Raw genomic sequence first — 22,679 nt, 5'->3', positions numbered from 1 at the left:
ACTCATCGCTCGGGGCCCGGCAAGAGGGCTGATCGTCCACAGTGCCGGGTCGTCTGCCCGGCCGACGCGCAGGGAGTGTGCAGTGGGTCCGTGCTGGCTCCGTCCGGTACGGACCCGACCGGACCTTATTGCCCTTGAGGGACTGCACGGCGCACGTCGGCCAGAAGTCTCAACACGCTGACTTGACAGGGAAGTCGAATTCGGACTGGACGTGACCACCGGCCGCGCGGTCCTCGGCTGCCCGCCCGACTGCCCCGACCCGCAGCGCAACCGCTACCTGATCTACATCGCCCGCCGCCACGGCGTACCAGTCCTCACCACCCTCCCCGACACCGTCAGCGCCGCCCTCACGCTCATCACCCGGCAGAAGGCCACCCGGTGAAGCGTCTACGAGGGAAGCGCTGCGGCCACGCATTCGGCACCTTCGCCCCCGCCGACCAGGCCGCCGACGACGAGCTCCGCGCGATGCTCACCGCCCGCAAGAACCCGCAGCCCTGGACACCCGGCACCGGAGACGACATCGCCGTCCAGGTCGGCCCATTCACCGAACGCGCGCAACCCCGACCCGGCGACGACCACGGCACCGACCAGATCGCCGTCTCCATGGTCCACCCCGACACCCCGCACGCCGCCTACCTCCACCGCCGCCACCTCGGCTACACCGAACGCGGCTGGCTCCGCTGCAACACCACCGCGATCCTCGGCACCTGGCAGCCCGCATACGCGACGCTCACCCACGCCGCCGCCAGCATCCCCCTGCCCGACGACCTCGGCATGGAACCCGCCCACTACGCCCTCTACATCGAGGCCCGCAAACGCGACGACAGCCTCGACGGCTTCACCCTGCTGCGCCTCGGCCCGTACACCCAGACCCGCCACGCCCAGCAGGACTACGACCGGCTCACCGCTGCACTGGACGGAAGAGAGACCACCCTCGCGCCCGGCTACCGCATCTCCGCGAGGTTCGGGCCGCTCGGCGTCAGCGACCGCCAGATGTTCACCGCCCCGTACCAGGCCGACGCCGCGGCGCTCCTGAACGCCGCTATCGCGGAGGCGAACGCGTGACTGGCTCGGCCCTGTGCGAGATCGAGACGGGCGACGACGACACCATGCACTCCGCAAGCACTACGTTCTCCAGCTGAACAGCCGAAGCGGTCCCTGCCGCCCCGACCTCGAGTCGGGCGCAGGGACCGCTTTTTTTGTGCTTCCAGAGCCGTCGGTTGGGTCCCTGGGCGTTTTACGGCCGTAAAACGCGGCTGCACTGTTGCCAAGGAGGGCTGGTTCCAACCGCTGGCTTTACGGCCGTAAAACCGCAGAGAGATCCGCACGCCTCGGCTGGACCCCTCTGATCATCTGAGAGGATGCGTGACGTCCATCCGAAGTACCGGGTTCCCGGGAAGTAGTCGGAGAGCAGTACATGCCCTACATCACCGTGCTCTTGAACCGTAAGGGCGGGGTCGGCAAGTCCCTCTTGTCGGTCAACCTCGCCGCGGTCTACGCCGAAATCCTCGGCTGCGATGCCACCGACGCCGAAGGTGGTGGCCCGTCCGTAGCGGTCGTCTCAATAGACCCACAGGGCACCAGCATCGAACACGCCGAGAAGGTGGAGAAGGCCGGCAGGCCCGTTCCCTTCCGCGTGGTCGACGCAAGCCAAAGCCTCGACAAGCTGCGTCGTCTGCGCAGCGCCAAGGCCGACATCATCATCGTCGACACGCCGGGCTTCATGCCGCTGAAGGCCGAAGAAGACGAAGACGAGTCCATCGACCCCCTCGGTGACGGAACCACCGGAGACGCCCTCCGAGCCGTCCTCGATGTCGCCGACGACGTCATCGTCCCCCTTGAAGCGGAGGGATCGGCCTTCACCCCCACCAGGGTCACCGTCGAGCGCGTCCTGGTCCCCCGCCAGATCCCCTACGGGGTCGTCGTCAACAACTGGGACCCCCGCGACGGCACCGCAGACCGTGACCGCACCATCAGCCTCGTCCAACGCAGAGGCTGGGAGCTGTACAACGCCACCGTGCGTCACTACAAGCCCCACACCCGCGGCATCACCAACGGGCGATTCTGCACTCAGTACGAGTCCAACCACATCGCCACCAAGGCGAAGCAGGATTTCGTGTCTCTCGCCCTGGAGCATCAGCTCCGCCGCCGGAAGTACGCGGGAGAACGCTAGATGGCCAAGCGCGATGACTTCGACGACTTCTTCGGCGAAGGAGACGACGCCCCAGTCGTTGACACCCGAGCCGACGGCCGCCTGCTCCGGGTCCCACTCAGCCGGCTCACCCCCAACGTCGTCAATCCACGCACCGACTTCGGCACCGAAGCCGAACTGATCGACCTCGGCAAGAGCCTGCAACGCCGACAGATCCAGGCATGCCCCGCCGTCAGCCGCAGCGCCTACCTGAAGCTGTGGCCCGACCACGCCAAGCAGGTCGCCGACGTCGACTACGTTCTCGTCGCCGGTGAACGTCGATACCGGGGCGCTACAGCCAACGGCAACCCCACCCTGAACTGCGTCGTCGACGACGGCTTGGCCAAAGACCGCAGGACATTCATAGAGGCCGTCGTCTCCGAGAACGTCGACCGGCAGAACTTCAACGCCATCGAAGAGGCGTACGCCGTCCAGACCCTGGTCGCCGAATTCGGCTCCAACCGCGCCGTAGCCCAGCACTTCGAGCGAGTCGACGGATGGGTCACCCAGCGCATCCTCCTCACCAACCTGGCCCCAGAGCTTCAGGACCTGGTACGAAAGAAGAACATGCCCCTCGACGCTGCGCGGTCGCTGGGCAAGCTAGCCCGGGACAAGCAATGGGGCACCACCGAACAGCTGGCATGGTGGCAAGGCGAGCAGAAGCAGCGTGCCACAGCATCCGCCGAGCGGTCAGCCGCCAAGAAGGCAGCCAAAGTGTCAGCTGCCCCCAAACTTCTGCCAGCGAAGCCGCCTGCCGGGCCTGGACGGATCGGAGTCGGCGATCCGTTTTACGGCCGTAAAACCGGCTCGGACCCAGTGCTGGATCCTGCTGCCCCGGGACTGGCCCCCTCCGCCGATACAGCGAAGGGGACCACACCAGCCGTTCCTGGACAGGTCAAAGCGGAGACCGGGGGAGGTGGCCACCAGCCCAAGCTGTTTCCCTACGAGGACGGCATCGATGCGGCGCACTACCTGATCCACAAGATGCCGGCTGACGAGTTCAACAAGATGCTGGACGTGCTCAACAGCCACAGAGAGCGTCAGGCAGTCTCTGCTGGTGGATCCACTCAGCCTGACTGATTCCGCCAAGGCGGCGGCCCCAACTCTGCGAGTGGAGCCGCCGCCTTGGTTGATGATGTCCGTGGAGGCAGATTGGGCAGTGATCGGTGTGCTCGGTCCTGCTGCCCGGATCGTGTTGGACCAAGAAGCCGCCGGAGAATCACTTGACGGGACTGCTATCGGCGAGAATGAGCGCCATGCCCGACGAGCAACCCGACCCCATGCAAGAGCTGACTCGCCGTCTCGGAGAGTCCACAGCCATCAGTTCCGCGATGGAGAACATCCGCCGCCAGATCACCGACCTCACCGTTGCGGAGACGGTTGCACTGAGCGGAGCGTTCCGCAGCCTCATCGCTGCCCATGAAGAGCAGTTCGTCCAGCGCTACGCACGGTTCGTGGCTCCGGCTCTGGAGGCCAGCACCAACCGATTTGCCCAGTCCGTAGCCGCCTTCGCTGAAGAGATACGGACCCGGCACACCAGCATCGACACCGGATTCCGCCTGGACATCTCCCGTCTCAACATTGACGCCGTACTCGCTTCGCCCTTCGACGCCCTGCCAGCCGAGCAACGCGAGTCGGCCCGCCGCGCCGTCGATGACGCTGCCGCACACCCGGACACGGCCGAACTGGCGAACGAAGTGCCCGACGAAGTACTCGACAGCCTGGCCGAATCCGCCCGCACCTTCGCCTCCGCTCAGCCCGCCGAGCTGTCCAAGGCAGCCCAGAGGAAGCTGTTCATCGGGTTCATCGTCACGGTCTTCTACGTGGTCCTGCTGCAGGCCCAGATCGAGCACGACGCCGTCAAGGAACTCGTCGAAATGGCCGGGAACGCCTTGATCTCCACTGCTCTCCTTGCTGGTAGCGCCGCCTACGCATGGGACAAGGCGCACCCCGGAGCCGACGATGACGAGAACGCGTAGCACGGTGGTGCGCTGCTACCACCCCGTCACGGGAATCACGGAGAACTCTCCGCGTAGCCACCGCTGATTCTGGCCGGTATGTCCTCGCCTGGTGTCCCGGCTAGGGCACGGACAGGATCGCGTGTCCGCCGATGCGTCGCCAGATGATGTGCTGCTCACCGGGGCGTACCGGGGTGCCGTATTCCCAGGTGGCACGTCCGGCGGGGCCGGCGCCCATGGACCAGGTGAGCTCGTAGACGCCGTTCCGGGCGCACCGTACGCGTTTCACGCGGAGCCCTGGACGGAAGGTGCGGCCGGTGTGGAGGTCGGGGACGAAGGCTGTGCGCACGATGCGGCGGAAGCGGTCGCGTTGGGCGGGGGTGAGGCGGTCCAGGTCGTGGGTGAAGCGGGTGGTGGTCTCGTATGTGGGCACGGCGGTGTCCTCCGGGCAGCACGAAGCCCCCGGCGTTGCCGGGGGCGGTGGGTGTCTCGCTCGGGTCGGGCGGGGGTTGGTGACGTAGCGGGGGTGGGGCTTCTTCAGCCGTCGGGTGGGGGAGTGGCGCGTAGATATACGCGTGGTGGCGACGGAGTCGTCTACTGCATGTTTTTGAGGCTGGTGTGGCTGGTGTGGTGGTCGCAGCGCAGCATTTGCCTGGCCTGGCCGGTGTCCGCCTGGTGGGCGTGGCGTGGTCGCCGGCTCCCGCCGGGCGGGATGGGCGGTGAAGTTCCGGTGAACTGTCCCGTCTCACGGGATCGCGCTTTTCCGCAGGTCAGAGTGGGTGTCCTGTGGGGGGATGCTGAGTGTCGCGAAGATCCAGAGGCGTAATGCGTGGCAGTACTTCCTGCGGGGTGTGGTCGTCGGCGACGGCCGCCGTCCGGCTGGTCAGTCGCTGAAGGACGCCCAGGAGGAGGCGGGGCTCCCGCCCGGGGTGTGGATGGGCCGCGGTCTTCCGGGGCTCGGGCTGGTCGCGGGGGCGGTGGTGGGGGAGCGGGAGCTGGAGTTGGTGTTCGGGGAGCTGCGGCATCCGGACGCGGACTGGCTGGAGCGGGAGGGCCTGGCCGGCGGGGACGATTCGGTGTCGGCGCGGTTGGCGACGGTTCTGGGGCAGCCGGTCGAGGAGATCGAGCAGCGGGACCTGGTGCCGCTGCTGGGTTTGGAGTTCGTGTTCCGGCCGCAGGCGTCACTGGTGGTGCTGTGGGCGCTGGGGGACGGCCGGACCCGGGAGGTGATCGAGCGGGCGCACGCACGCGCGGTCGCGAGGGTGTTGGAGTGGCTGGAGGATGAGGTCGCGGAGATCCGCTGGTCCTCGGGCAGGAAGCGGGCCAAGCCGCCCGGTCTGGTGGCCGCATCCTTCCGGCATTGGGACAACCGCGACGGCTTCCCGCTGCTCCACGAGCACGTGCTGATCCTGAACCGGGCCCAACGTGCGGACGGCACCTGGTACGCGCTCGACACCCGCCGGCTCTATCGGCACGCGGTGGCCGCGGGGACGCTCTACACCCTCGCCATGACCACCGAGGTGTGCGAGGAACTGGGCCTGGCGACGGTGCCGCGGGAGGTGACCCCCGGGTTGCGGCCGGTGATGGAGATCGCCGGTGTTCCCGCCGAGTTGATCGAGTGGAAGTCGACCCGCAGCCGGCGGATTGAGGACGCCCTGGAGACGATCACCGACGAGTACGTGAAGACGTACGGGCGGCTGCCGGACGAGCGTGCCCGCCACAACCTTGGGTGGTGGGCGGCGCAGGACACCCGCCCGGACAAGAAGACCCCGCACCCGCTGCCCCAATTGCTCGCGTGGTGGCGTGCGTCCGCGATCCTCCGTTTCGGCAAGGCGATGATCGGCGGGCTGCTGGAACGCTGCCGTACGGCAGCTGCGTTGATCCGGGCCCGGGTGCGCCCGCTCGTGGACACCGCGCTCGCGGCGGTCGATGTCGCCGCCGTCGTCTACACCGTCCGCAACGCGTTCGCCCGCCGCCACGTCCTGGCCGAAGCGCGGCGGCATCTGCTGGAGACCCTGCGCGGCCGCGCGTTCCCGCCCCGTGTGGACGACTACATCGCCGACCAGGCCCTCGCCCGCCACAGCCGCCAGCTCACGGTGCCCCGGGAAGGGCGCCGTACCCCGGCGCCGGACCAGATCACCTACACCGCCGACTTCCCGTGGCCCGACCGCTGGTTCATCGCCGGCACCGACGGCAAACCGCCGCGTTCGGCGACCCGGTACGAGCGGGCCCAGGTCGCCAGCCTGGCTTTGCAGAACGCGATCCGCACCGCCCGCACCACACCCCCTGCGCGGGACGGAGCCCCGGCCGCGACCACACCGCCCCCGCACACCGACGACCGTCACCACCACGACGACGACCGGGCGGCAGCCGACCGGCCGCACGCCGTCGACCACCACCATCACCACGACGACTGGGCGGCGGCCGGTCCGCCGCACGCCGTCGGCCACCCCGGCCGGGACACCCTCCTCACCCCGGCACAACGGTCCGCCGCCATCCACACCCATCTGCGGGCGGCGATGCCCGAGGTGTACGCGCAGGGCCGAACGACCGACCCCGGGACGTGGACGACCGCCCCGGAACGCCTCGCTGCACTCGCCAAACTGACCGCCGCCACCGAGGCCCGCAAACGCAGGCTCGCCGAAGAGGACGCCGACCGCAGCGCCCTGGCCGACGGGGAACTCCCGGACCCGGCCGGACCGGTCGACCGGCGCCGCCAGGAGCACGAGCAGCACCAGCAACCCGGCCACGGCCACGGCCAGAATCAGGGCCGGGGCGTTCAGCCGTGACGGCCGGGACCACCACGACGCCCGGACTGCCGCCGGGCGGCGGGAGACCGCCCGGCGGGACAGGGTCCGAAGTCACCGCGCCAGCAGCCGGGACGCGACCGCCCGCCCACCCCCGCAGCCATCCGGGAGCGGCGAGGGTGCGGGGAACCGACTTCCCTTCTCACCGCTGGAGGCCCGCATGGCTGATCCGACCCCGCCCCGCGTCACACCGGAGTACCTGCAACTGCTCGCCGCGGACCTGGACCGGCGTATCGACCGCCTGGAGCAGCTCGCCGACGCGGCCCGGCTGCGCCAAGCGCTGTATCCGGCGCCGGAACCGCCCCCGGCCGTGCGCCCGCGCCGGTTCTCCCGGCAGTACCCCGGCAGCCGGCCGAACCCGTGGCGCACGATGCGCCTGCGCCGCCGCCGGCGGTGAGTGCGGGCGGGTGCATGGCATCCGGTGCCCGGAGCGACGATGCCGTGCACCCGCCCCGTGCCGTGCCCGGCGATGCCGTGCACTCACCCAGGTGCGCACGATGCACCGAACCGAGCGCATCCGGTGCATCCGGTGCACGCGCCGGCGATGCCGAGCACTCCCACGCCCGCACGATGAGCACCGCGGTGCCCGCCAGAGGGCACTCCGGCCCGGCCCCGCGAACCCGTCGTGGACACGGAGGGTGATGGCGCATCGGATGCTGTGCACTCGGTGGGTACCCCTTGACCGGGGATGCCCTCCGAGCACGGCAGCGGTCACCGGGCGGAATGCAACCCTTGACCAGCTACTGGATTTCGCTGTTTCCCCTTGACCCGGCTCGGCATCGCTGCGGCGATGCCGAGCATCCGGTCTGCGATGCACGCCGGATGCGCCGGGGGAGGGGAGATCTCTCCGCCCCGGCCCGGGCCGTGCATCGTGACCGTGCGTAGCGTCGGTACGTGGTGCGGGGATGCTGTGCACTCCCACGCGGTGGAGACCATCGGGTGGGAGTGCACAGCATCGTGTCGCCGGCCGGGGGAGTGGATGCCGTGCCGGTGTCCACCGTGATGCGCGGCATCCGGTGCGCACCATCGGGGTCGGGGGAGTGCGGAGCATCGTGTCCCGCGCATCGTGCCGGGTGCGCGCCACCGCCTACACCGGTGCGCCACCGGCATCCGGGCGACCCCTTCCGCTCCCGCAAACCGTGCGGCTGGCGACCCGGTCTCCTCTCCGTCCGGCAGCTGTGCCACCCGCTGATCCGCACCACCACGCCCCGGCCGGGCATCGCCCCTTGGGGGAGGAGAGAGTTCTCCGCCTCCTTTCCGGGTGCGGGAACGCGGACGGCTTCGCCAGGAGCCCGTTCATGACGTCGGTCACGGACATTCAGGGCAGCCAAGGGGTGGTCAAGGGGTAAAACGGACACCGGTCGGTGGTGGGCGTCAGACCGCGGTCAAGGGGTGCGCTTTCACGGTGGGCCCGGCCCGTGCGCAGTTCGGCGTACGGGCCGGACGATCGCCGACCCGGCCTTCAGGCCGGAGAATCCGAGGACAATCGTGCCCGCCGACCGCACACCCGGCCCCGCCCGCGAGCCGCACGCCACCGCCGACCAGGCGCCCGGCGGCGACGCCGACCGGGTTCCGCAGGCCCCCTCCACGGGCCCCTCCATCACCCCCTCCGCGCCTCGTCGTCAGAAGCCGGGCGTTTCCGCAGGTCAGCCCGGCCGGTCAGGGGGTCGCCGCAGGTCCGACAACCCTCTTGTCCAAAGGCGACCTGTGCACAGGAAGAACTCGACCGAACCCCGGCGCCAGGAACTGCTGCAAGCGCTGGGCATCTTCCAGAGGGCTACGCCCGACCAGCTGTGGAAGCTGACCCGCCCCGGCAACCGCCACGACAGGCTCACGCGGGACAACCTCCTGGACATGGAGGACCACCGCCTGGTGAGGATCGAATCGGTCCAGAAGGACCAGCGGCAGGTGTGGGTACTCACCGACCGGGGACACCGCGAGGCGAGGAAGCTGCTGGAGCCGGAGGGCATACGGATCTCGGTGCTCCGCAAGCAGGAGTACGACCCGGACACCGGGGAGCTGCTCGGCACCGGCTACAGCGACCACGCCGCGGCGGTCACCTCGACCGCCGCCGAACTCCACCGAGCCGGGATCGGGCACCCGCTCGCCTTCCAGACCGAGATCCCTCACCGGCTCGGGAACGGGTTCGTGCAGCGGGCCGACCTCGTGATGCGGGCACCCCAGGCCAAGGTGCCGATCCTGCTCCTGGAGATCGACCGCCGCACCGAAGACGCCCACCAGCTGGTCCGCAAACTCCACCGCTACGCCGACTGGTTCCGGCTGCTCCCTCCGGACGCGGACCAGCGCACCGTGGACCTGGTCCGCTCCCGGCCGGACGCGATCGAGCAGCTCGTCGGCCACGAGGAGCGCTTGTGGCGCCGGGTCTACCCGCCGACCGGCAGGGAAGGCACACCTCCGCTGGCGTTCGTGTTCGCCGACACCACGGACGCCAGGGTCGCCAACACGGTGAAGGTGCTGGAGGAGGCGGGCCGACGGCACTGGGCACCGCGCAGGTACGACAGCTTCTACCGTGGGATCACGGCCCTCGACCACGGCCAGGTGGTGCCCGTGGTCGTCACCACCCTGGAGCGGCTCCAGGAGCACGGCGCGGACGCGGCGGTGTGGCGACGTCTCGGCCGCACCGGTGAGCAGACGCTGACCGCCGCGCTCGACAACCCCGACGGCGACGCCCTCTACCGGCGCCAGTACGAGCGGGCCGAGGAGAAGGACCAGCGGCAGCGGGCCGCCGAACGGGAGGCGCAGCGCCCGGTGTGCTCGCGGTGCGGGGCGAAGTTCACCGACCAGCGCTGGGAGGAGACCACCGCGCGCCCCGGAGCCTGGAAGGCCGGCGACCTGTCCGTGTGCGGGAGCTGCCACGGCGACGACGTCGCCCGGAAGGAAGCCGCCGCCGAAGCCGAACGTGCTGCCCGCCGTCGGGCGGAGGAGGCCGCTGCCCGCGAGGCTGCGGAAGCGGGGGTGAAGAAGAGCCGCGGCCTGTTCGGACGTCGCCGGTAGCCGGCACACCCCCGGGGTCTGCATCCCCGAGGGCGACCACCGTCTCCGGCCTGGGCAGTCAGTCATCCCGGAGACGGCGTGAACATCCCGGACAGTGACGTGAAGGACCCGATCGACATCAGCGTGAAGAGGGCGATCGATTCCGCCACCAGCGTCGTTGAACCCGGGTATGGGACTTACTTCCCGGGCGGCACCCGGGGTCGAGCAGCGGGCCGAGCTGGTGGTCGAGAGCGCCTGCCATCTCGCCGACGTCGTCACACCCACCACCTGGAGCGAGGCGGCGGCGGAGGACGCCCTGGACGCGATCGACGTCCTTACCGCCGCGCTGTCCGGGATCAGCCCCGCCACCGCTGAGGCGCTCGCGGCGGTGGCGGCGGCCACGGCCGCCGCCCGCCGCCATCTCGGTCTCCCCGCCGGGGAGCCGGCCGGACCCGCCGCCGGTACCGGACCCCAGACCGCCCCCGCACCCGGGGCGCCGTCGCTGCCCCGGCCGCGGCGGCGTGGTCTCGGGCCCGGGTACCAGGGCATCCGTACGGAACGCTGAACCCGGCGTCGGGCAAGGCGCGGGATGCCCGGCCCTGCGCCACCGCCGGGGTGCCCGGCTCATTGGACCGGTATGACCACCTTCCCCGCACCAGGCACCCTGCCGGACCCGTCGGCCGAACAACTCAACCCCGAACAACACGACCGCGAGCAGGCCGCTGTCCTCGCCGACGCCCGCGCCGCCGGTATCCGCGCGGGGCGCTGGCTGCGCTCCCTCGCCCCCGCCGACGCCCATCCCGTTCCCGGGGTCACCCATCCCCTCCTCGATCTCGCCGACGCCGTGGAGATGACGCTCGACCGCCTGGACCCGTTCGACACCGCCGTCCGCGACCCGCACACCGGCACCGTCACCGGCGGCGACGGGGGAGTGGGCCCCGAGGTGCGGGAGCAGTTGTGGGAAGGCGCGGTGGTCCTCGGGGACGGGCTGACGCCCGGACAGAAGACTGCGGTGCTCGGGGTGGCCGGTGCGGCACGGCTCGCCGCCGATCTCCACGGCTACGGCGACTACACCGCCGATCTGCCCGTGCTCACCGCGGTCATCGACCACGCGGTGACGGCCGCCAGCGGCTGACGACCAGCACCGGGCCATCGCCCGCCCGGCCCGGGCCTGATTTTTTATTCACAAGTGCCCCGGGATTCGCCGGAATCTATGCACAAGCCCCCTGTTTTATGGTCGTGTCCGCTTCTGGGTGTTGGGTGCCCGGGACATCGACAGCACGGCTGAGAGGGCACAACTCATGGGGCAGAGCAGGTTCGACCGGCAGGTGGAGGAGAACGCCGAGTCGGTGGTGGTCGGGATCGGGAAGATCCTGGCCGGCCGGGACCTGGACGGGGTCCGCAGGACGGATGCGACGTTCTGGCGGGCCGGGACCCGCATCCTGCCGAAGGTCGAGGGCAATGTGCCGCGCCGTTCGTAGCGGGCGGGGTGGCAGCGCCTGCTGCCCTGCCTCGCGGTAGGGGGCGCGCGCAGGGCCGGGCGGCTATGCGGCGGCCGCGGACCTCGACGCCACCCCGGAGAGCACCCAGAACCTCTGGAACAACTCCGGAACGGCACGTCACGGCCTGGACAATGCCGAGGCGCTGTGCCCGGCAGGCCGGAACGCCGCCGTCCCCGCCCTTTACCTCACGGCATTGCTCCGGCGCTCCGGTTCGGGAGATCTGCTTCGTTTCCCGGCGGCGGGCCGGCCGTGGCTGGTAAGACATGCGGACGAGCCCGGCAATGTCACCGGGTTCACACATGCAGAACACCAGAGAACAGGGAGCAGACTTGACGAGGCCGCCCCGGGACACCCACTCCTCGCCCGCTTCGCCCGTCGTCAAAGTGCCCGGGTCCCGGCTCCGCGCCGTGGCGTCCGCGGGCGCCGTTCTGACCGGTTCCGTACTCCTGACGGCCGTGGCGGCCGTCCCTGCCACGGCCGCGCAGGTCCGGCCGGAACCGGCCGCCACCCAGGTGTCCGCCCAGGCGCAGGCCGATGACCCCTGGTACAGGATCTGCGCCGGCGTCCTCATCGCCCGCAACAAGGTCCTCACCGCAGCGCACTGCCTCAGCGCGACGGGACAAGCCGTCCTGCGCGATTAGGCTCCGGCCCGCCCCCGCACAACGAAAAATGAAACCCCCGTGGTCTGGTACGGCATGCTCCTGCCGGATCACCGTGGCGACCACGACCCCGGCTCTCCTGCCCCGAGACGGGGGTGGTCGGCCCGTGCCAGGGGGCCGCCGGGCACAAGCGGGGACCGGCGGCATCCTGCCCGCGCTGACGGAGGCCCCGTGAACACGACACGTCACGCGCGGGTGTCCCGATGCGGGGACGGGGCCGGTGTCCGGGTCGTGTAGGGCTTCGGCGTGGGAGCGGAGGGGAAGGCTTCGCGGGCACGGCTCCCTGTCCGGGTGAGCCGGTGACCACACACGAGGAGGACGGGTATGCGGCTTATGGCTTGCAGGCTCCGCACACGGGTCCGTTTATCGGCGCGGGCCGCGGTCGCGGGGGTGGCGATGGCAGGTGCCCTGGTGGCGGGGACGGGGCCGGTATCCGCCGATGAGCCGCCTGTGTCCGCGCAGATCGTCGGCGGGACGGACGCGCCGGAAGGCGCTTACCCGTATCAGGTGTCCTTGCAGTACGGCGGCAGCCACATCTGCGGCGGCTCGATCATCGGAACCGAGTGGATCCTGACCGCGGCCCACTGCCTGAAAGGGGTGCCCACCACCGGTATCCGGGTCGTGGCGGGCACCAACACCCTTGACGCGGGCGGCACCGCCCACAGCGTCGAACGGCGTGTACTTCACGAGCGCTATGTCCATTCCGGCGGTGGTTCGCCCCACGACATCGGGGTCGTCAAACTGACCACCCCGATCACCTACACGCCGCGGATCCAGCCGATCACCCTCCCCGCTCTCCCTGAACTCCTCGGCGGAACCGCGACCCTCACCGGATGGGGAGCCACCCACGCCGACGGCGGGCCGTCCAACACCCTCCAGCACGCCGGCATGACCGTCCTGCCCGTCGCCACCTGCGCCCTGCACTTCACCTCCGGCGCCGTGGACCCCCTCAGCCACATCTGCACCCTCGCCCCCGACGACGACCCCAACCCCGCTTCCGGCTGCATCGGCGACAGCGGCGGCCCCCTGGCCCAGAACGGGACGCAGATCGGCATCGTCAGCTTCGGCTCCGGCAGGTGCAGCCGGTCCAGCCCCACCGTCTACACCAACGTCGGCACCTACCGCCTCTGGATCAACACCCGCACCGGAATCTGACCCCGCCCCTCCACCGGCCGCGCCGCCGCGACGGACAACGGCCCGCCCAGCCCGGACACACCGCGGGTGCGCCTGCGATCTCGTCGTCAACCGGCTCACCGACCCGCACGACACTGAGAGCTGCCCCCCGGCCAGACCATGGGCCCCGGGCGCGCACACGTGTGCGCACGGGGCCCGCTCACGGTTCGCGCCGCCCAGCGACGACGCCGAACTGGCGTCACACCCTGGCCGGCCGGGGCTCCTCCAGCACCCGGCGACCTTCCGCGGCGGCAGGTAGCTGTCCAGCGAGTCGACGTCATCACACAGCCGCGCCTTCAGCCTCACGCCAGTTGTTCCAGCTGTTCCCGTTCGGACCCGGTGGAAGAGTTTGGTCGTCTCCGCGCCCGGGAGACCGGGTCGTGTCGGCCGGTGCCCCGGGACGCGGCGGTCATCCGGCCCTGGCCGGCACGGCGACGCCTACCCCAGCAACACCCTCCGGGACGGCGACCGATCCGGCTCGGAGACTGGCACACAGCCGCTCCCGGCCCCGCGACCGGTCCCCACGAACTCGGTCTCGCCAACACCCTCCTCGGCTCCTATTGCCCGCAGGGGAACGCACTGCCTCCGGCCCCGGCCGGCGTCGATCCCGCGCCGGCAGCCATCCGTACGGTCGCGCTGCCATGGACGGCCTTTGGAGCTCCGGGGTCTCGGGGTCCTCGGCGGGGTGTGTTCCGTAACCGGCCCGGCGGTCGGCAAACCACTCGATCGAGGGGTGCTCAAGGAAGGGGTGCGGGGTTTTTTTCGGGCTTTGAGGGAGGGGCGGCGGTGAGAAGTGCGGCCGGTGTGACGGGGGTGAAGCACGAAGGGAGAGGGTTGTGCGGCGGCATCGGTGGCGGTGTCCGGTAAACCCGGTGCGGGTGGTTTGGCGAGGAGTCGTCAGTGTCGCTTTTCGCGTTTGTCCGACTGTGTTCTGATCCTCCATCGGTCCCGGCGCTGCCGGGGCCGTGTCCGTGGTCCGGCCGTCCGGACGCACCCCCAGCAGCGCCGAAACAAGGGGAAGAACTGTGACCACACCTCCCACTACTCCGCTCCGGGTCGCCCTGGTCAACGGCGGCTTCGAGGAGCCGGTCCTCAACGGCACCTTCGAGATCCTGCCGGACTCGACCCAGTCGCAGGCCAGGAAAGTCCCCGGCTGGATCACCACCGCGACCGACCACCTGATCGAGCTGTGGCGCTCCGGCCACAACGCCGTCCCCTCCGCCGTGGGCTCCCAGTTCGCCGAGCTGAACGCGTATCAGGTGTCCACGCTCTACCAGGATCTGCCGACCACGCCGGGGACCAGGCTCTACTGGAAGCTGTACCACCGGGGGCGGGCCGGCACGGATGTCATGGCGCTGGACATCGGCGCGCCGGGCTCCGTGGTCCAGCAGCAGACCTTCAGCGACGGCAACACCGCCTGGGGCTTCTACACCGGGACCTACACCGTCCCGGCGGGCCAGAACCTGACCCGGTTCGCGTTCCGCTCGGTCTCCTCCGTCGGGGGCCCGACGGTCGGGAACTTCCTGGACGGGGTCTTCTTCGGGACCGCCCCGGCCGTGGTCCTCGAGAAGACCGTCTCCCCGGCGGGCCCGGTGGAGGTCGGCAGCGTCCTCACCTACCGCCTCAAGGCGACGAACACCGGCGGCGACGCGGCCGAGGCACTCGTCCTGACCGACGCCGTCCCGTCCGGAACCACCTTCCTGCCCGGCTCCCTGCGCATCGTGGACGGGCCGAACGTCGGCGCGAAGACGGACCAGAGCGGCGACGACCAGGCGAACTTCGACGCCACGAACAACAAGGTGGTCTTCCGCCTCGGCAACGGGGCGACCGCGACGCAGGGCGGCGCGCTGGCCAACACCGCCGTCCTGCCCGCGGGGACCACGGTGGAGTACAAGGTCACCGTGAACACCGCGAGCGGCGGCGGGCGGATCACCAACACGGCCTCGGCCGCCTATGAGAACCGTCTCGCGGCGACCCCCGAACAACTGACCGCCACCTCCAACCAGACGTCCGTCGAAGTCCGCCCGGCCGCCGACCTGACCGTGACCAAGGCCGCCGACGCGACCACCGTCACCGTCGGGCAGACCGTGACCTACCGGATCACCGTCCGCAACACCGGCCCCAACCCGGCGACCGGCGTGACCGTCACCGACCAGCTCCTCGCCTCCCTCGTCTTCCTCTCCGCCGAAACCTCCACCGGGGCCTACGACCTGGCGACCGGCCAATGGGCTGTCGGCGCCCTCGCCCACGGCTCCACCGCCACCCTGACCCTGCGGGCCAAGGCCACCACCCCCGGGCGGGTCGCCAACACCGCCACCGTGACCGGCAGCGAGAGCGACCCCGACCAGACGGACAACTCCGACAGCGTCACCGTCTGCGTCACCCCCGCACCCGCCTGCACCGCGCAGACCTGAGCGGACCCCCGGCCAGTGGAGCCCACCGGCCGGTCGATGCCGGTGGAGTCCACTGGACGGAGTGTTCTCCACCGGCGGGCAGGGGCCGTCGTGCGGGAGTGCCCGGCATCGCCGGACGATACCGGGCACTCCGGCTCCCGTGCATCCGGCGTGGACCGGATGCACGGCATCGTCACCGGCGATGCCAGACATCGCGGGGAAGCGCACGGAATCGTCGGTGACGATGCCGTGGGCCTGCATCGCCCGGAGGCAGGCGAACGCGCGGATGACGTCGTCCGGCTCCATCGGGGCGAACGGCGAACGACGGTGGCTGCGGTGACCGTGGCTTCGTTCAGCGGATCGGGTCCGTTGTTGGTGAGGCCGAGGGTGCGCGTACGCGCGTTCTCCAATTCACCCGAACGGGACTGTCCGCACCCCATTTCATCAGGTGTTTCATTCGTCATACTGCACATCAGCACGGCGTGGCGGAGGGTTCTCCTCCGCCGGAACGCCGTCGCCCCCACCCCCTGTCTGCCGGAGTGTGAGCTCATGTCCCGTATTTCCCCCCGCTCGCGTACGGCCCGTGGCGGCCTCACGTTAATCGCCCTCGCCCTCGCCACTCTCGGCATCGCACCCACCGCGGGCGCCGCACCCGCCGCAGCGCCCCAGAGGGTGGCGGCCGAGCCGTCGGCGCCGCAGCACAACGGTCTCTACACCATCCGGGCCGTTCACTCCGGCAAGTGCATCGGCCCCTACGGAAACAGCACCGGCTGGGACGCCCAGCTCGTGCAGCAGCCCTGCGACGGACGCCCCACCCAGCAGTTCAGGCTCAACCTCCGCAGCAACGAGTTCGGGGAGAACTGGTACAGCATCGCCGGCACGAGCGGCTACTGCTGGGGCTACAACAGGCCGTGGGGCCCGCAGCCCGGCGGGGGCGCGGCCCTCGGTGAGTCGGCCCGTACGACGGGCTGCGACAGGTACTACCGGCAAATCGCGTTCTCGTTCGGCGGCAACCCCTCGGCGGGATACGAGATCAAGCAGTTCTCGGACCCGAACGAATGGGGGACGCACGATTGCCTTGACGTCGCCGAGTTCAACATGAACGACAACGCGGGCGTCGTCTACTGGACCTGCAACCAGGGGCAGAACCAGAAATTCCAGCTCCTGCCCGTCTGACCCCCCTTGCACATCACTGTGAGAAAAGAAGGCCGGCCGCTGTGACCTGGGTGGACCACGTGATCGCCATCATCGAGCACCTCCTACCCGTCATCGCCCCCATCATCTCGTGAAGCACGCGGCCCCGGGCGCTGCTGCGCCCGGGGCCTGGTGGTGCACTTCGCTTGACCGGCTGGTTCAACGACCGGCTGAGGGCGGTGTCACGCTCACTCGACTCCGGCCTCCCAAAGGACGGTCCGCCAGCGGTCGGTGCGCCGCTCCAGCCGCTGAGGAGAGCGCCCTCCAGCTTCACCGGACACGCCCGCGCTGTGGCCGCCGTCGTCCGCCGCCACGCCGCCGCCCTGCCCAGGGAGCGACGGCCGCGGCGCCCTCGCCGACATCGTCCTCCGCGAAGCCGCCGGACGTCTGCCCGCACCCCTCAAGGGCACCGCACGCTGCGTCCGGAACCGCGCCCGCCTCGTACGGTCCCTCTACACGCGGCTGGACCGCCTCACCGAACCCGCTGCGGCCATCGAGTAGTTCTGCGGGGGAGCGGCCCAGGATCCCAGGGCCTCCGAGGTCCCCGTTCGGCCCTCATCGGTTCGTGCGCCGGCAGGGGACGGCATCGGGCGGGAGCCGGGATCGGCGGGGCGGTGGGTCTCGGTGCGGTGTTCGGGGGTGGCGGCTGGTGGCCGGGTGGCTGTTGTGCCGTATGCCGGTGAGTCATCCGGGTTTCGGCCGGAAAGCGCTCTGGACCATCCGGACGGGTGCTGAAACGATCACTGGCTGTGACCTCCGGTGTGCGGGGGTTCTGTCCCCCTTGAGGAGGGGCCCTTATGAGCGATCAGCAGATCACGGTCTGGGCGGAGAACTTCGTCTGCGAGCGGGAGTCGACCGAAGCATCGTCCTCCGACGAGATCTACTTCGACTTCTACGCCCACACCAGCAACGGCGCCAATTCGACCGTGCTGTCCCAGGTGTTCACCAGCGTCGACGCCGGAGAGACGCACAGCTTCACCAACGCCGTCCTCTGGCAGCAGACCGTACCGGCGGACGGCCTCACCGTGGCCGTCATCGCATGGGAAGAGGACGGGGGCATCGACGAACGCGGCAGGCGAGAGCGTTTCCACGCCATCCTCGGGACCCAGGGCAGCGGGACCGCGGAAGGACTGACAGGCCTCCAGATACAGTCCGGAAACCGGATCTGGGGCCACAGCTCTTCGCACAGCGCCCTCGACGGGGATGACACGGTCGGCGGCTATGTGTTCAAGATCCCCCTCACGGACCTGGGGACAGCCCAGAACCCGAGCACCTTCGAGGCCCTGATCGACGGAACCGCCCGCGGTGAGACCCGCGTCCGCCTCAGGCTCCGCGCCCACACCGGCGCCCCGAGCCGCCGGGTCAAACTGATCAACGTGAACAGCGGCAAGGCCCTGACCGTCAGCGGCGCGTCCACCGACGACGGCGCCAACGTCGACCAGTGGACCTACTACCCGAGCCAGCCCAACCAGCACTGGCACCTGGCGGACACCGGCAACGGCCACAGCCTGACCAACGCGAACAGCGGCAAGGCCCTGACCGTCCACGGCGCGACCACGGACGACGGCGGAAACGTCGACCAGTGGACCTACAAGAACCAGGCCAACCAGCACTGGCACCTCGAAGACACCGGCAACGGCTACAAGCTCACCAACGCGAACAGCGGCAAGGCCCTGACCGTCCACGGCGCGTCCACCGACGACGGCGGAAACGTCGACCAGTGGAGCGATGCCGGCTACACCAACCAGCGCTGGTACATCCAGGACGCCTGACCCGACACCCGCACCACCAACCCCGCCCCCCGCCACCCACCGGTGGCGTGCCGGCCCACCCGGCCGGCACGCCACCGGCTCCGGCAAGCCGGGACCCCGCACACACTGCCGACATCCGCCGCTACGCCGGCACCCTGCCCAGGAACGACGGCCGCGGCGCCCTCGCCGACATCGTCCTCCGTGAAGCCGACGGACGCCTGTCCGCACCCCTCAAGGGCACCGCCCGCTGCGTCCAGAACCGTGCCCGCCCCGCACGGGCCCTCTGCACGCGTCTGGACCGGCTCACCGAACCCGCTCGGGCCGCAGTGCTGTTCACGGCGTGGGGGAGTGGCCCCAGATCCCAGGGCTTACACGCACACCAGTGCGATGCCAGGCCCTGAGCAGCCGCATCGGGCTGAGGTGTGTGTGTAGGCCCTGGGCCTGGATCGCGCCGACCCCAGGCAGCGAATCCGCCCCGGGCGCGCTGTGCGCCCGGGGCTGTTTTCCGCAGTGTTCACGACGCCGCCCACGCCACTCCCGAAGCGGCGCCGTGAACGTGGTCTCTCACCAGTCGTCGGGAGCGCTGCCCACCCACGCGACCGGCCGGCCTTCGCCGGTGCGGCCCCAGTGCGGTTCCTCCATCGAGGTCTCGTGACCGTCGGGCAGGACGCAGATCCGTCCCCAGCGGCCGTGCTTGCCCGCACAGAGCTCGGTCAGCCGGGCCGCGTCGCCGTCACGCACCCCGCCTGGTCGTACCGGTCCTGGAACGGCTGGAGACGGGCGCACAACTCCCTGCCGAACTCCGCCTCCGCCTCCTCCACCCGCGCCCGCGCCTCCCGCACCCCAGGGTCGGACAGCAGAACCGAGATAATGTCCTCCGTCTCGGCGAAGGCACTGCCCCGGACGTGCCGCCGCCCGGCCGCCCGCACACGCTGCTCCTCCCGCTCACCTCGACCGGAGAGACCGGGAGCGGGGCCGGCCGCGGCGGCCTGGTCCGCGGCCATCACGCCGCTCCTTCCGTGGCCGCCCATTCCAGCCCCAGAGCGGCGAGCGCGGCGAGCTTGTCCGTGGTCAGCTTGGCCCGGCGGCTCTTGCTGTTGCTCAAAAACACCCCGAGCTTGATCTGAGACCCATCCGGCAAAACCTCCACATGGCCTCTGGGGGCCTTCATGTGGCCCTCGCGGGCCGTGTACTGCGCCAGGGCCGCAACGCCTTTCTCGAAGGCGCTCAAAGCCGTCTTGGGCGTCTTGGCGGGCTCCGGCTCCGGGGGCAGCGGCACGACGCCGACGGCCTCCAGGAGCTCGCGCTGCCCGTCCATCAGCCCTGCCCAGACGGTGTGCTGACGCTGTTTCGCCAGCCATTTCCCGATGTCCATGCCGTGGACGGTGACCCCGGGCAGGACCTCGGACCGGTCCTCCTCGTCCGCCAGCAGCTCCCGCAGCGCGGCGTAGTGCCGCTGCCACTCCGCCGGCCACGCCGGATCCCAGTGCGCGTCCACGGCCTCCAGCGCAGCCCTCCACTCAGGGCGGTCCTCCAGCGCACCGGGGCGCCGCAAATTGCTCAACCACTGTCCTACCGGCCTGGACAGGGCCACGGCGGACCTCGGAGCGCAGAGGGTCCAATGGTCCGCGTAGTACGCCTTGGCGGCCTCCAGGTTCTCCTGGAACCGCTCGTCCGCCACGCTCCAGACCATGCCCAGCTTCTCCAGCCGCTGCGCCCGCCTGCCGGTCATCTCCCCGGCCGCGTAGGCCCGTCGCTGTTCCGCGACCCACTGCCCCAGCGGTGTCGCGCCCTCTTTGTGCCCATAGGGAACTCGGGCGTGATGCTCACGCTCCGTGAACATCTTGAGCGCCGACCAGCCGCGAGCCCAGTCCTGGCGCTCGGTGTCGATCACGTTGAACGAAACCCAGTCCGCGACCATCACCGGATCACGCGGAGCCGCGAAACGAAGCAGAAGACGGGTTTCCTCCTCACCATCCTCGGGCGCCGGACCGATGTACCCGGACGGGTCCACGTCGTCTTTCTGAGGCTCCTGTGGAATCGCCAGCAATTCCACGGCCTCTTCATCGTGCGCCCGCAGACCCTCCAATACCTTCACCAACGGCCGGTACGAACCGGAGGTGAACATATCTTCCGGCTCCTCATCGGGCTGGAGGAATACCGGCACGATCAACGAGGCGAGCTTCCCCTGTCCGGGCTTCTGCCGCAGCGCCCGGCCGATCGCCTGGACGATGTCGTGCGGGGCGCCCTTGGGGTCCATCAGGGCCACGGAGTCCACCGCTCTGATGTCGACGCCCTCGCCCAGGACCCGGCAGTTCGACAGCACCGCACGCCGGGCGGTGGACCCGAACTCGCCCAGGACGTCGCGACGCCGCTCGGGCACGTGCTCGCCGCACAGCCAGTCCGCCCAGATCCTCGCCGGGTACTTCTCGGGCTGGTCCGCGTGCAGCTTCGCCGCCACCCGCTCCAAGCCCTCCGCGTACGCCTGCGCCTCTATGGTCCGGTGGTGGAAGGTGATGCACGTCGACAGGTCGTGCTGCTCCATGGTGTGCAGGAGCGCGGCCTGGAGGGCTCCGAGGCGCTCACCGCGGACCCTCTCGGTGTGCCGCTCCTCGCCCATCAGCCGCTCCGGGGTGACGACCGGGTCCTTCAGCTCCAGGACGATGATCTGATACCGCGCCAGCAAGCCCCGGGACACCGCCGATGCCAGCGAGAGCCTGTACAGGACGGGCCCGAACACGGCCTCGTCATCCATTGAGGCCGCCATCTCCTTGGGCAGCGCCTCCCGCACCCCTTCAGCGACCTCCCAGTTCGGCCGCTCCTGCCAGATCCGCGGCGTCGCCGTCAGATACAGCCGCCGGTGGGCGGGGATGACGTGCTGGTTGTGGATGTCGGCCCACGCCTTACCCATCGAGCCGGACGTCCTGTGTGCCTCATCGACCACGGCGAGGTCCATCGGCGCGAGCTGCTGCCCGTAGACGCCCTCGAACGCCTCCGCCAGCACCGACAGCGAGGCGTACGTCCCGAAGATGGTGACGGGCCCCTCGCCGTGGCGCAGGGCCAGCTGTACCGGGTTGGTGGTGGAGCGCACCTTCAGGTTCCACAGCTCCGGGTCGTCGCTGAGGCTGCACACCGCGACGGCCGGCCCCGTGTGCCCGGCCCCCCGCCACTCCCGCACCGTCTGAGTCAGGAGATCCAGCGTCGGCACCAAAACGAGAATGCGCCCCTTGGGCACAAGGCGCTTTGCCGACACCGCAGCAATAGTGGTCTTTCCCGTTCCGCACGCAGCATGTACCTGGCCACGCAGGCCATGGATGGGAATGCCACCCGGTGGGATATCCAGGCCGCGCACAATGGCCGCCACGGCCTCAATCTGGTGAGGAAATAGTTTCCTGGCCATTCCCGTGTTCTCCTTTTAGCGGAATCGGCGCGCAATCAGAAAAGAAAATCCGGCGCGGCGTGAGGGGCCGGGGGTGCTGAAGTCTGTACCCAGATGCTACACAGTCATGACCCATGATGCATCACTCACAGAGCATGTTCGCCCTGTCGGCTGATTCTTGGCCGAATCCCCCCTGCACGCACGGTTGATGGGGTATGCTGGCGAGGATTGGTGGGCTTGATCGGACGGCTTCGGCGGGTGAGGAGGGGTTCGGGTGGAGCGCAGCGGAACCCGTCACTGCGGTGAGGCCGGCACCCGATCGGGCCGACAGACCGTCACGTTCCTGTCGGGGGTAGTGGCCAGTAACCCCAGGTTCTACACAGGCCCGCACGTGATGCACCTCCCCTCTAGCCAGCCCGGTGATCGCGTTTGCGCGGTCGCCCCCAATTCGCGCTTGCGCGAATTGGGTTCCCCCGGGAATTCCGTTTACGGAATTCTATTCCAGCGCTTGCGCTGGAATTCGAATTGCGCTTGCGCAATTCACGCTCTACGGGGCGGCTTGCCGCCCCGTATCCGCCCGTCGGCAACTGGGCAGGATCAGATTTCAGGTGTTTAACCAACTAGGCACAGCGAGTCTTGGTTGTTTTCGCATTTATCGTGAAACGCTTTCGCGTTTTT

General features: G+C 70.0%; 19 protein-coding genes and 1 pseudogene. 16 read left to right on the top strand and 4 right to left on the bottom strand.

Annotation, left to right across the window (positions count from 1 at the left end):
* Positions 1–193: 193 nt before the first annotated feature.
* From OG711_RS38330 to OG711_RS38310, 5 genes and pseudogenes are all read left to right on the top strand, one after another.
* Positions 194–382: pseudogene (locus OG711_RS38330) on the top strand (nucleoside 2-deoxyribosyltransferase domain-containing protein); the annotation flags it as partial.
* Positions 379–1,065, top strand: coding sequence for a hypothetical protein (locus OG711_RS38325; RefSeq protein WP_329564348.1), 687 nt, complete (start codon positions 379–381; stop codon positions 1,063–1,065). The pseudogene OG711_RS38330 and the gene OG711_RS38325, both read left to right, overlap by 4 nt.
* Positions 1,066–1,417: 352 nt before the next feature.
* Positions 1,418–2,173 (top strand): ParA family protein, encoded by a 756-nt coding sequence (locus OG711_RS38320; protein WP_329564346.1) that lies wholly within the window; start codon positions 1,418–1,420, stop codon positions 2,171–2,173.
* Positions 2,174–3,271 (top strand): ParB/RepB/Spo0J family partition protein, encoded by a 1,098-nt coding sequence (locus OG711_RS38315; protein ID WP_329564344.1) that lies wholly within the window; start codon positions 2,174–2,176, stop codon positions 3,269–3,271.
* Positions 3,272–3,447: 176 nt separating this feature from the next.
* Positions 3,448–4,170, top strand: a complete 723-nt coding sequence (locus OG711_RS38310; RefSeq protein ID WP_329564342.1) for a hypothetical protein — start codon at positions 3,448–3,450, stop codon at positions 4,168–4,170.
* Between the two features lie 100 nt (positions 4,171–4,270).
* On the opposite strand, the gene OG711_RS38305 is transcribed toward OG711_RS38310, so the two are convergent.
* Entirely contained in the window at positions 4,271–4,582 is a 312-nt protein-coding gene (locus tag OG711_RS38305) for a hypothetical protein (RefSeq protein WP_329564340.1), read from the bottom strand.
* Positions 4,583–4,943: 361 nt separating this feature from the next.
* Here OG711_RS38305 and mobF point away from each other — a divergent pair, with 361 nt between their 5' ends.
* The 11 genes from mobF to OG711_RS38250 all read left to right on the top strand — a co-directional run bounded on the left by mobF (position 4,944) and on the right by OG711_RS38250 (position 18,643).
* Entirely contained in the window at positions 4,944–6,938 is a 1,995-nt protein-coding gene (mobF, locus tag OG711_RS38300) for a MobF family relaxase (RefSeq protein ID WP_329564338.1), read from the top strand.
* A 178-nt stretch (positions 6,939–7,116) separates the two neighbouring features.
* Positions 7,117–7,353 carry a hypothetical protein gene (locus tag OG711_RS38295; RefSeq protein WP_329564336.1) on the top strand — a complete coding sequence of 79 codons (237 nt, stop codon included), beginning with the start codon at positions 7,117–7,119 and terminating at the stop codon, positions 7,351–7,353.
* Positions 7,354–8,663: 1,310 nt separating this feature from the next.
* The gene (locus OG711_RS38290) at positions 8,664–9,971 is read left to right on the top strand and encodes a replication-relaxation family protein (protein WP_329564334.1); all 1,308 of its coding nucleotides are present in this window, start codon (positions 8,664–8,666) and stop codon (positions 9,969–9,971) included.
* Between the two features lie 169 nt (positions 9,972–10,140).
* Positions 10,141–10,515: a hypothetical protein gene (locus tag OG711_RS38285; RefSeq protein WP_329564332.1), complete on the top strand. Its 375-nt coding sequence runs from the start codon at positions 10,141–10,143 to the stop codon at positions 10,513–10,515.
* 72 nt (positions 10,516–10,587) lie between these two features.
* Positions 10,588–11,085: a hypothetical protein gene (locus OG711_RS38280; RefSeq protein WP_329564330.1), complete on the top strand. Its 498-nt coding sequence runs from the start codon at positions 10,588–10,590 to the stop codon at positions 11,083–11,085.
* 166 nt (positions 11,086–11,251) lie between these two features.
* The gene (locus OG711_RS38275; protein WP_329564328.1) at positions 11,252–11,431 is read left to right on the top strand and encodes a hypothetical protein; all 180 of its coding nucleotides are present in this window, start codon (positions 11,252–11,254) and stop codon (positions 11,429–11,431) included.
* A gap of 350 nt (positions 11,432–11,781) precedes the next feature.
* The gene (locus OG711_RS38270) at positions 11,782–12,093 is read left to right on the top strand and encodes a trypsin-like serine protease (protein ID WP_329564326.1); all 312 of its coding nucleotides are present in this window, start codon (positions 11,782–11,784) and stop codon (positions 12,091–12,093) included.
* Between the two features lie 468 nt (positions 12,094–12,561).
* Positions 12,562–13,266, top strand: coding sequence for a serine protease (locus OG711_RS38265; protein WP_329564324.1), 705 nt, complete (start codon positions 12,562–12,564; stop codon positions 13,264–13,266).
* Between the two features lie 1,043 nt (positions 13,267–14,309).
* Positions 14,310–15,698 carry an isopeptide-forming domain-containing fimbrial protein gene (locus OG711_RS38260; RefSeq protein WP_329564322.1) on the top strand — a complete coding sequence of 463 codons (1,389 nt, stop codon included), beginning with the start codon at positions 14,310–14,312 and terminating at the stop codon, positions 15,696–15,698.
* 528 nt (positions 15,699–16,226) lie between these two features.
* Entirely contained in the window at positions 16,227–16,853 is a 627-nt protein-coding gene (locus tag OG711_RS38255; protein WP_329564320.1) for an RICIN domain-containing protein, read from the top strand.
* 815 nt (positions 16,854–17,668) lie between these two features.
* Positions 17,669–18,643 carry an RICIN domain-containing protein gene (locus OG711_RS38250; protein ID WP_329564318.1) on the top strand — a complete coding sequence of 325 codons (975 nt, stop codon included), beginning with the start codon at positions 17,669–17,671 and terminating at the stop codon, positions 18,641–18,643.
* Between the two features lie 543 nt (positions 18,644–19,186).
* On the opposite strand, the gene OG711_RS38240 is transcribed toward OG711_RS38250, so the two are convergent.
* From OG711_RS38240 to OG711_RS38230, 3 genes are read right to left on the bottom strand one after another with little or no spacing between them, the layout of a single operon-like run.
* Complete coding sequence (locus tag OG711_RS38240; RefSeq protein ID WP_329564316.1) at positions 19,187–19,363, bottom strand: hypothetical protein; 177 nt, start codon at positions 19,361–19,363, stop codon at positions 19,187–19,189.
* Positions 19,336–19,626 carry a hypothetical protein gene (locus tag OG711_RS38235; RefSeq protein ID WP_329564314.1) on the bottom strand — a complete coding sequence of 97 codons (291 nt, stop codon included), beginning with the start codon at positions 19,624–19,626 and terminating at the stop codon, positions 19,336–19,338. Before OG711_RS38235 ends, OG711_RS38240 begins: the two co-directional genes overlap by 28 nt.
* The gene (locus OG711_RS38230; RefSeq protein ID WP_329564312.1) at positions 19,626–22,022 is read right to left on the bottom strand and encodes a DEAD/DEAH box helicase; all 2,397 of its coding nucleotides are present in this window, start codon (positions 22,020–22,022) and stop codon (positions 19,626–19,628) included. Before OG711_RS38230 ends, OG711_RS38235 begins: the two co-directional genes overlap by 1 nt.
* Positions 22,023–22,679: the final 657 nt, after the last annotated feature.

The sequence above is a fragment of the Streptomyces uncialis genome (assembly GCF_036250755.1).
In the GTDB taxonomy this organism is placed as follows: Bacteria; Actinomycetota; Actinomycetes; order Streptomycetales; family Streptomycetaceae; genus Streptomyces; species Streptomyces uncialis.
Note: the sequence above shows the minus strand (reverse complement) of the source record. Positions and strands in the feature narration are given on the sequence as shown.

Bases quoted from the DNA above. Each gene is read 5' to 3' on its own strand.
- OG711_RS38320 (WP_329564346.1), top strand. From the start codon at position 1,418: ATGCCCTACATCACCGTGCTCTTGAACCGTAAGGGCGGGGTCGGCAAG.
- OG711_RS38315 (WP_329564344.1), top strand. From the start codon at position 2,174: ATGGCCAAGCGCGATGACTTCGACGACTTCTTCGGCGAAGGAGACGAC.
- OG711_RS38310 (WP_329564342.1), top strand. From the start codon at position 3,448: ATGCCCGACGAGCAACCCGACCCCATGCAAGAGCTGACTCGCCGTCTC.
- mobF (WP_329564338.1), top strand. From the start codon at position 4,944: ATGCTGAGTGTCGCGAAGATCCAGAGGCGTAATGCGTGGCAGTACTTC.
- OG711_RS38295 (WP_329564336.1), top strand. From the start codon at position 7,117: ATGGCTGATCCGACCCCGCCCCGCGTCACACCGGAGTACCTGCAACTG.
- OG711_RS38285 (WP_329564332.1), top strand. From the start codon at position 10,141: ATGGGACTTACTTCCCGGGCGGCACCCGGGGTCGAGCAGCGGGCCGAG.
- OG711_RS38280 (WP_329564330.1), top strand. From the start codon at position 10,588: ATGACCACCTTCCCCGCACCAGGCACCCTGCCGGACCCGTCGGCCGAA.
- OG711_RS38275 (WP_329564328.1), top strand. From the start codon at position 11,252: ATGGGGCAGAGCAGGTTCGACCGGCAGGTGGAGGAGAACGCCGAGTCG.
- OG711_RS38255 (WP_329564320.1), top strand. From the start codon at position 16,227: ATGTCCCGTATTTCCCCCCGCTCGCGTACGGCCCGTGGCGGCCTCACG.
- OG711_RS38250 (WP_329564318.1), top strand. From the start codon at position 17,669: ATGAGCGATCAGCAGATCACGGTCTGGGCGGAGAACTTCGTCTGCGAG.
- OG711_RS38235 (WP_329564314.1), bottom strand. From the start codon at position 19,626: ATGGCCGCGGACCAGGCCGCCGCGGCCGGCCCCGCTCCCGGTCTCTCC.
- OG711_RS38230 (WP_329564312.1), bottom strand. From the start codon at position 22,022: ATGGCCAGGAAACTATTTCCTCACCAGATTGAGGCCGTGGCGGCCATT.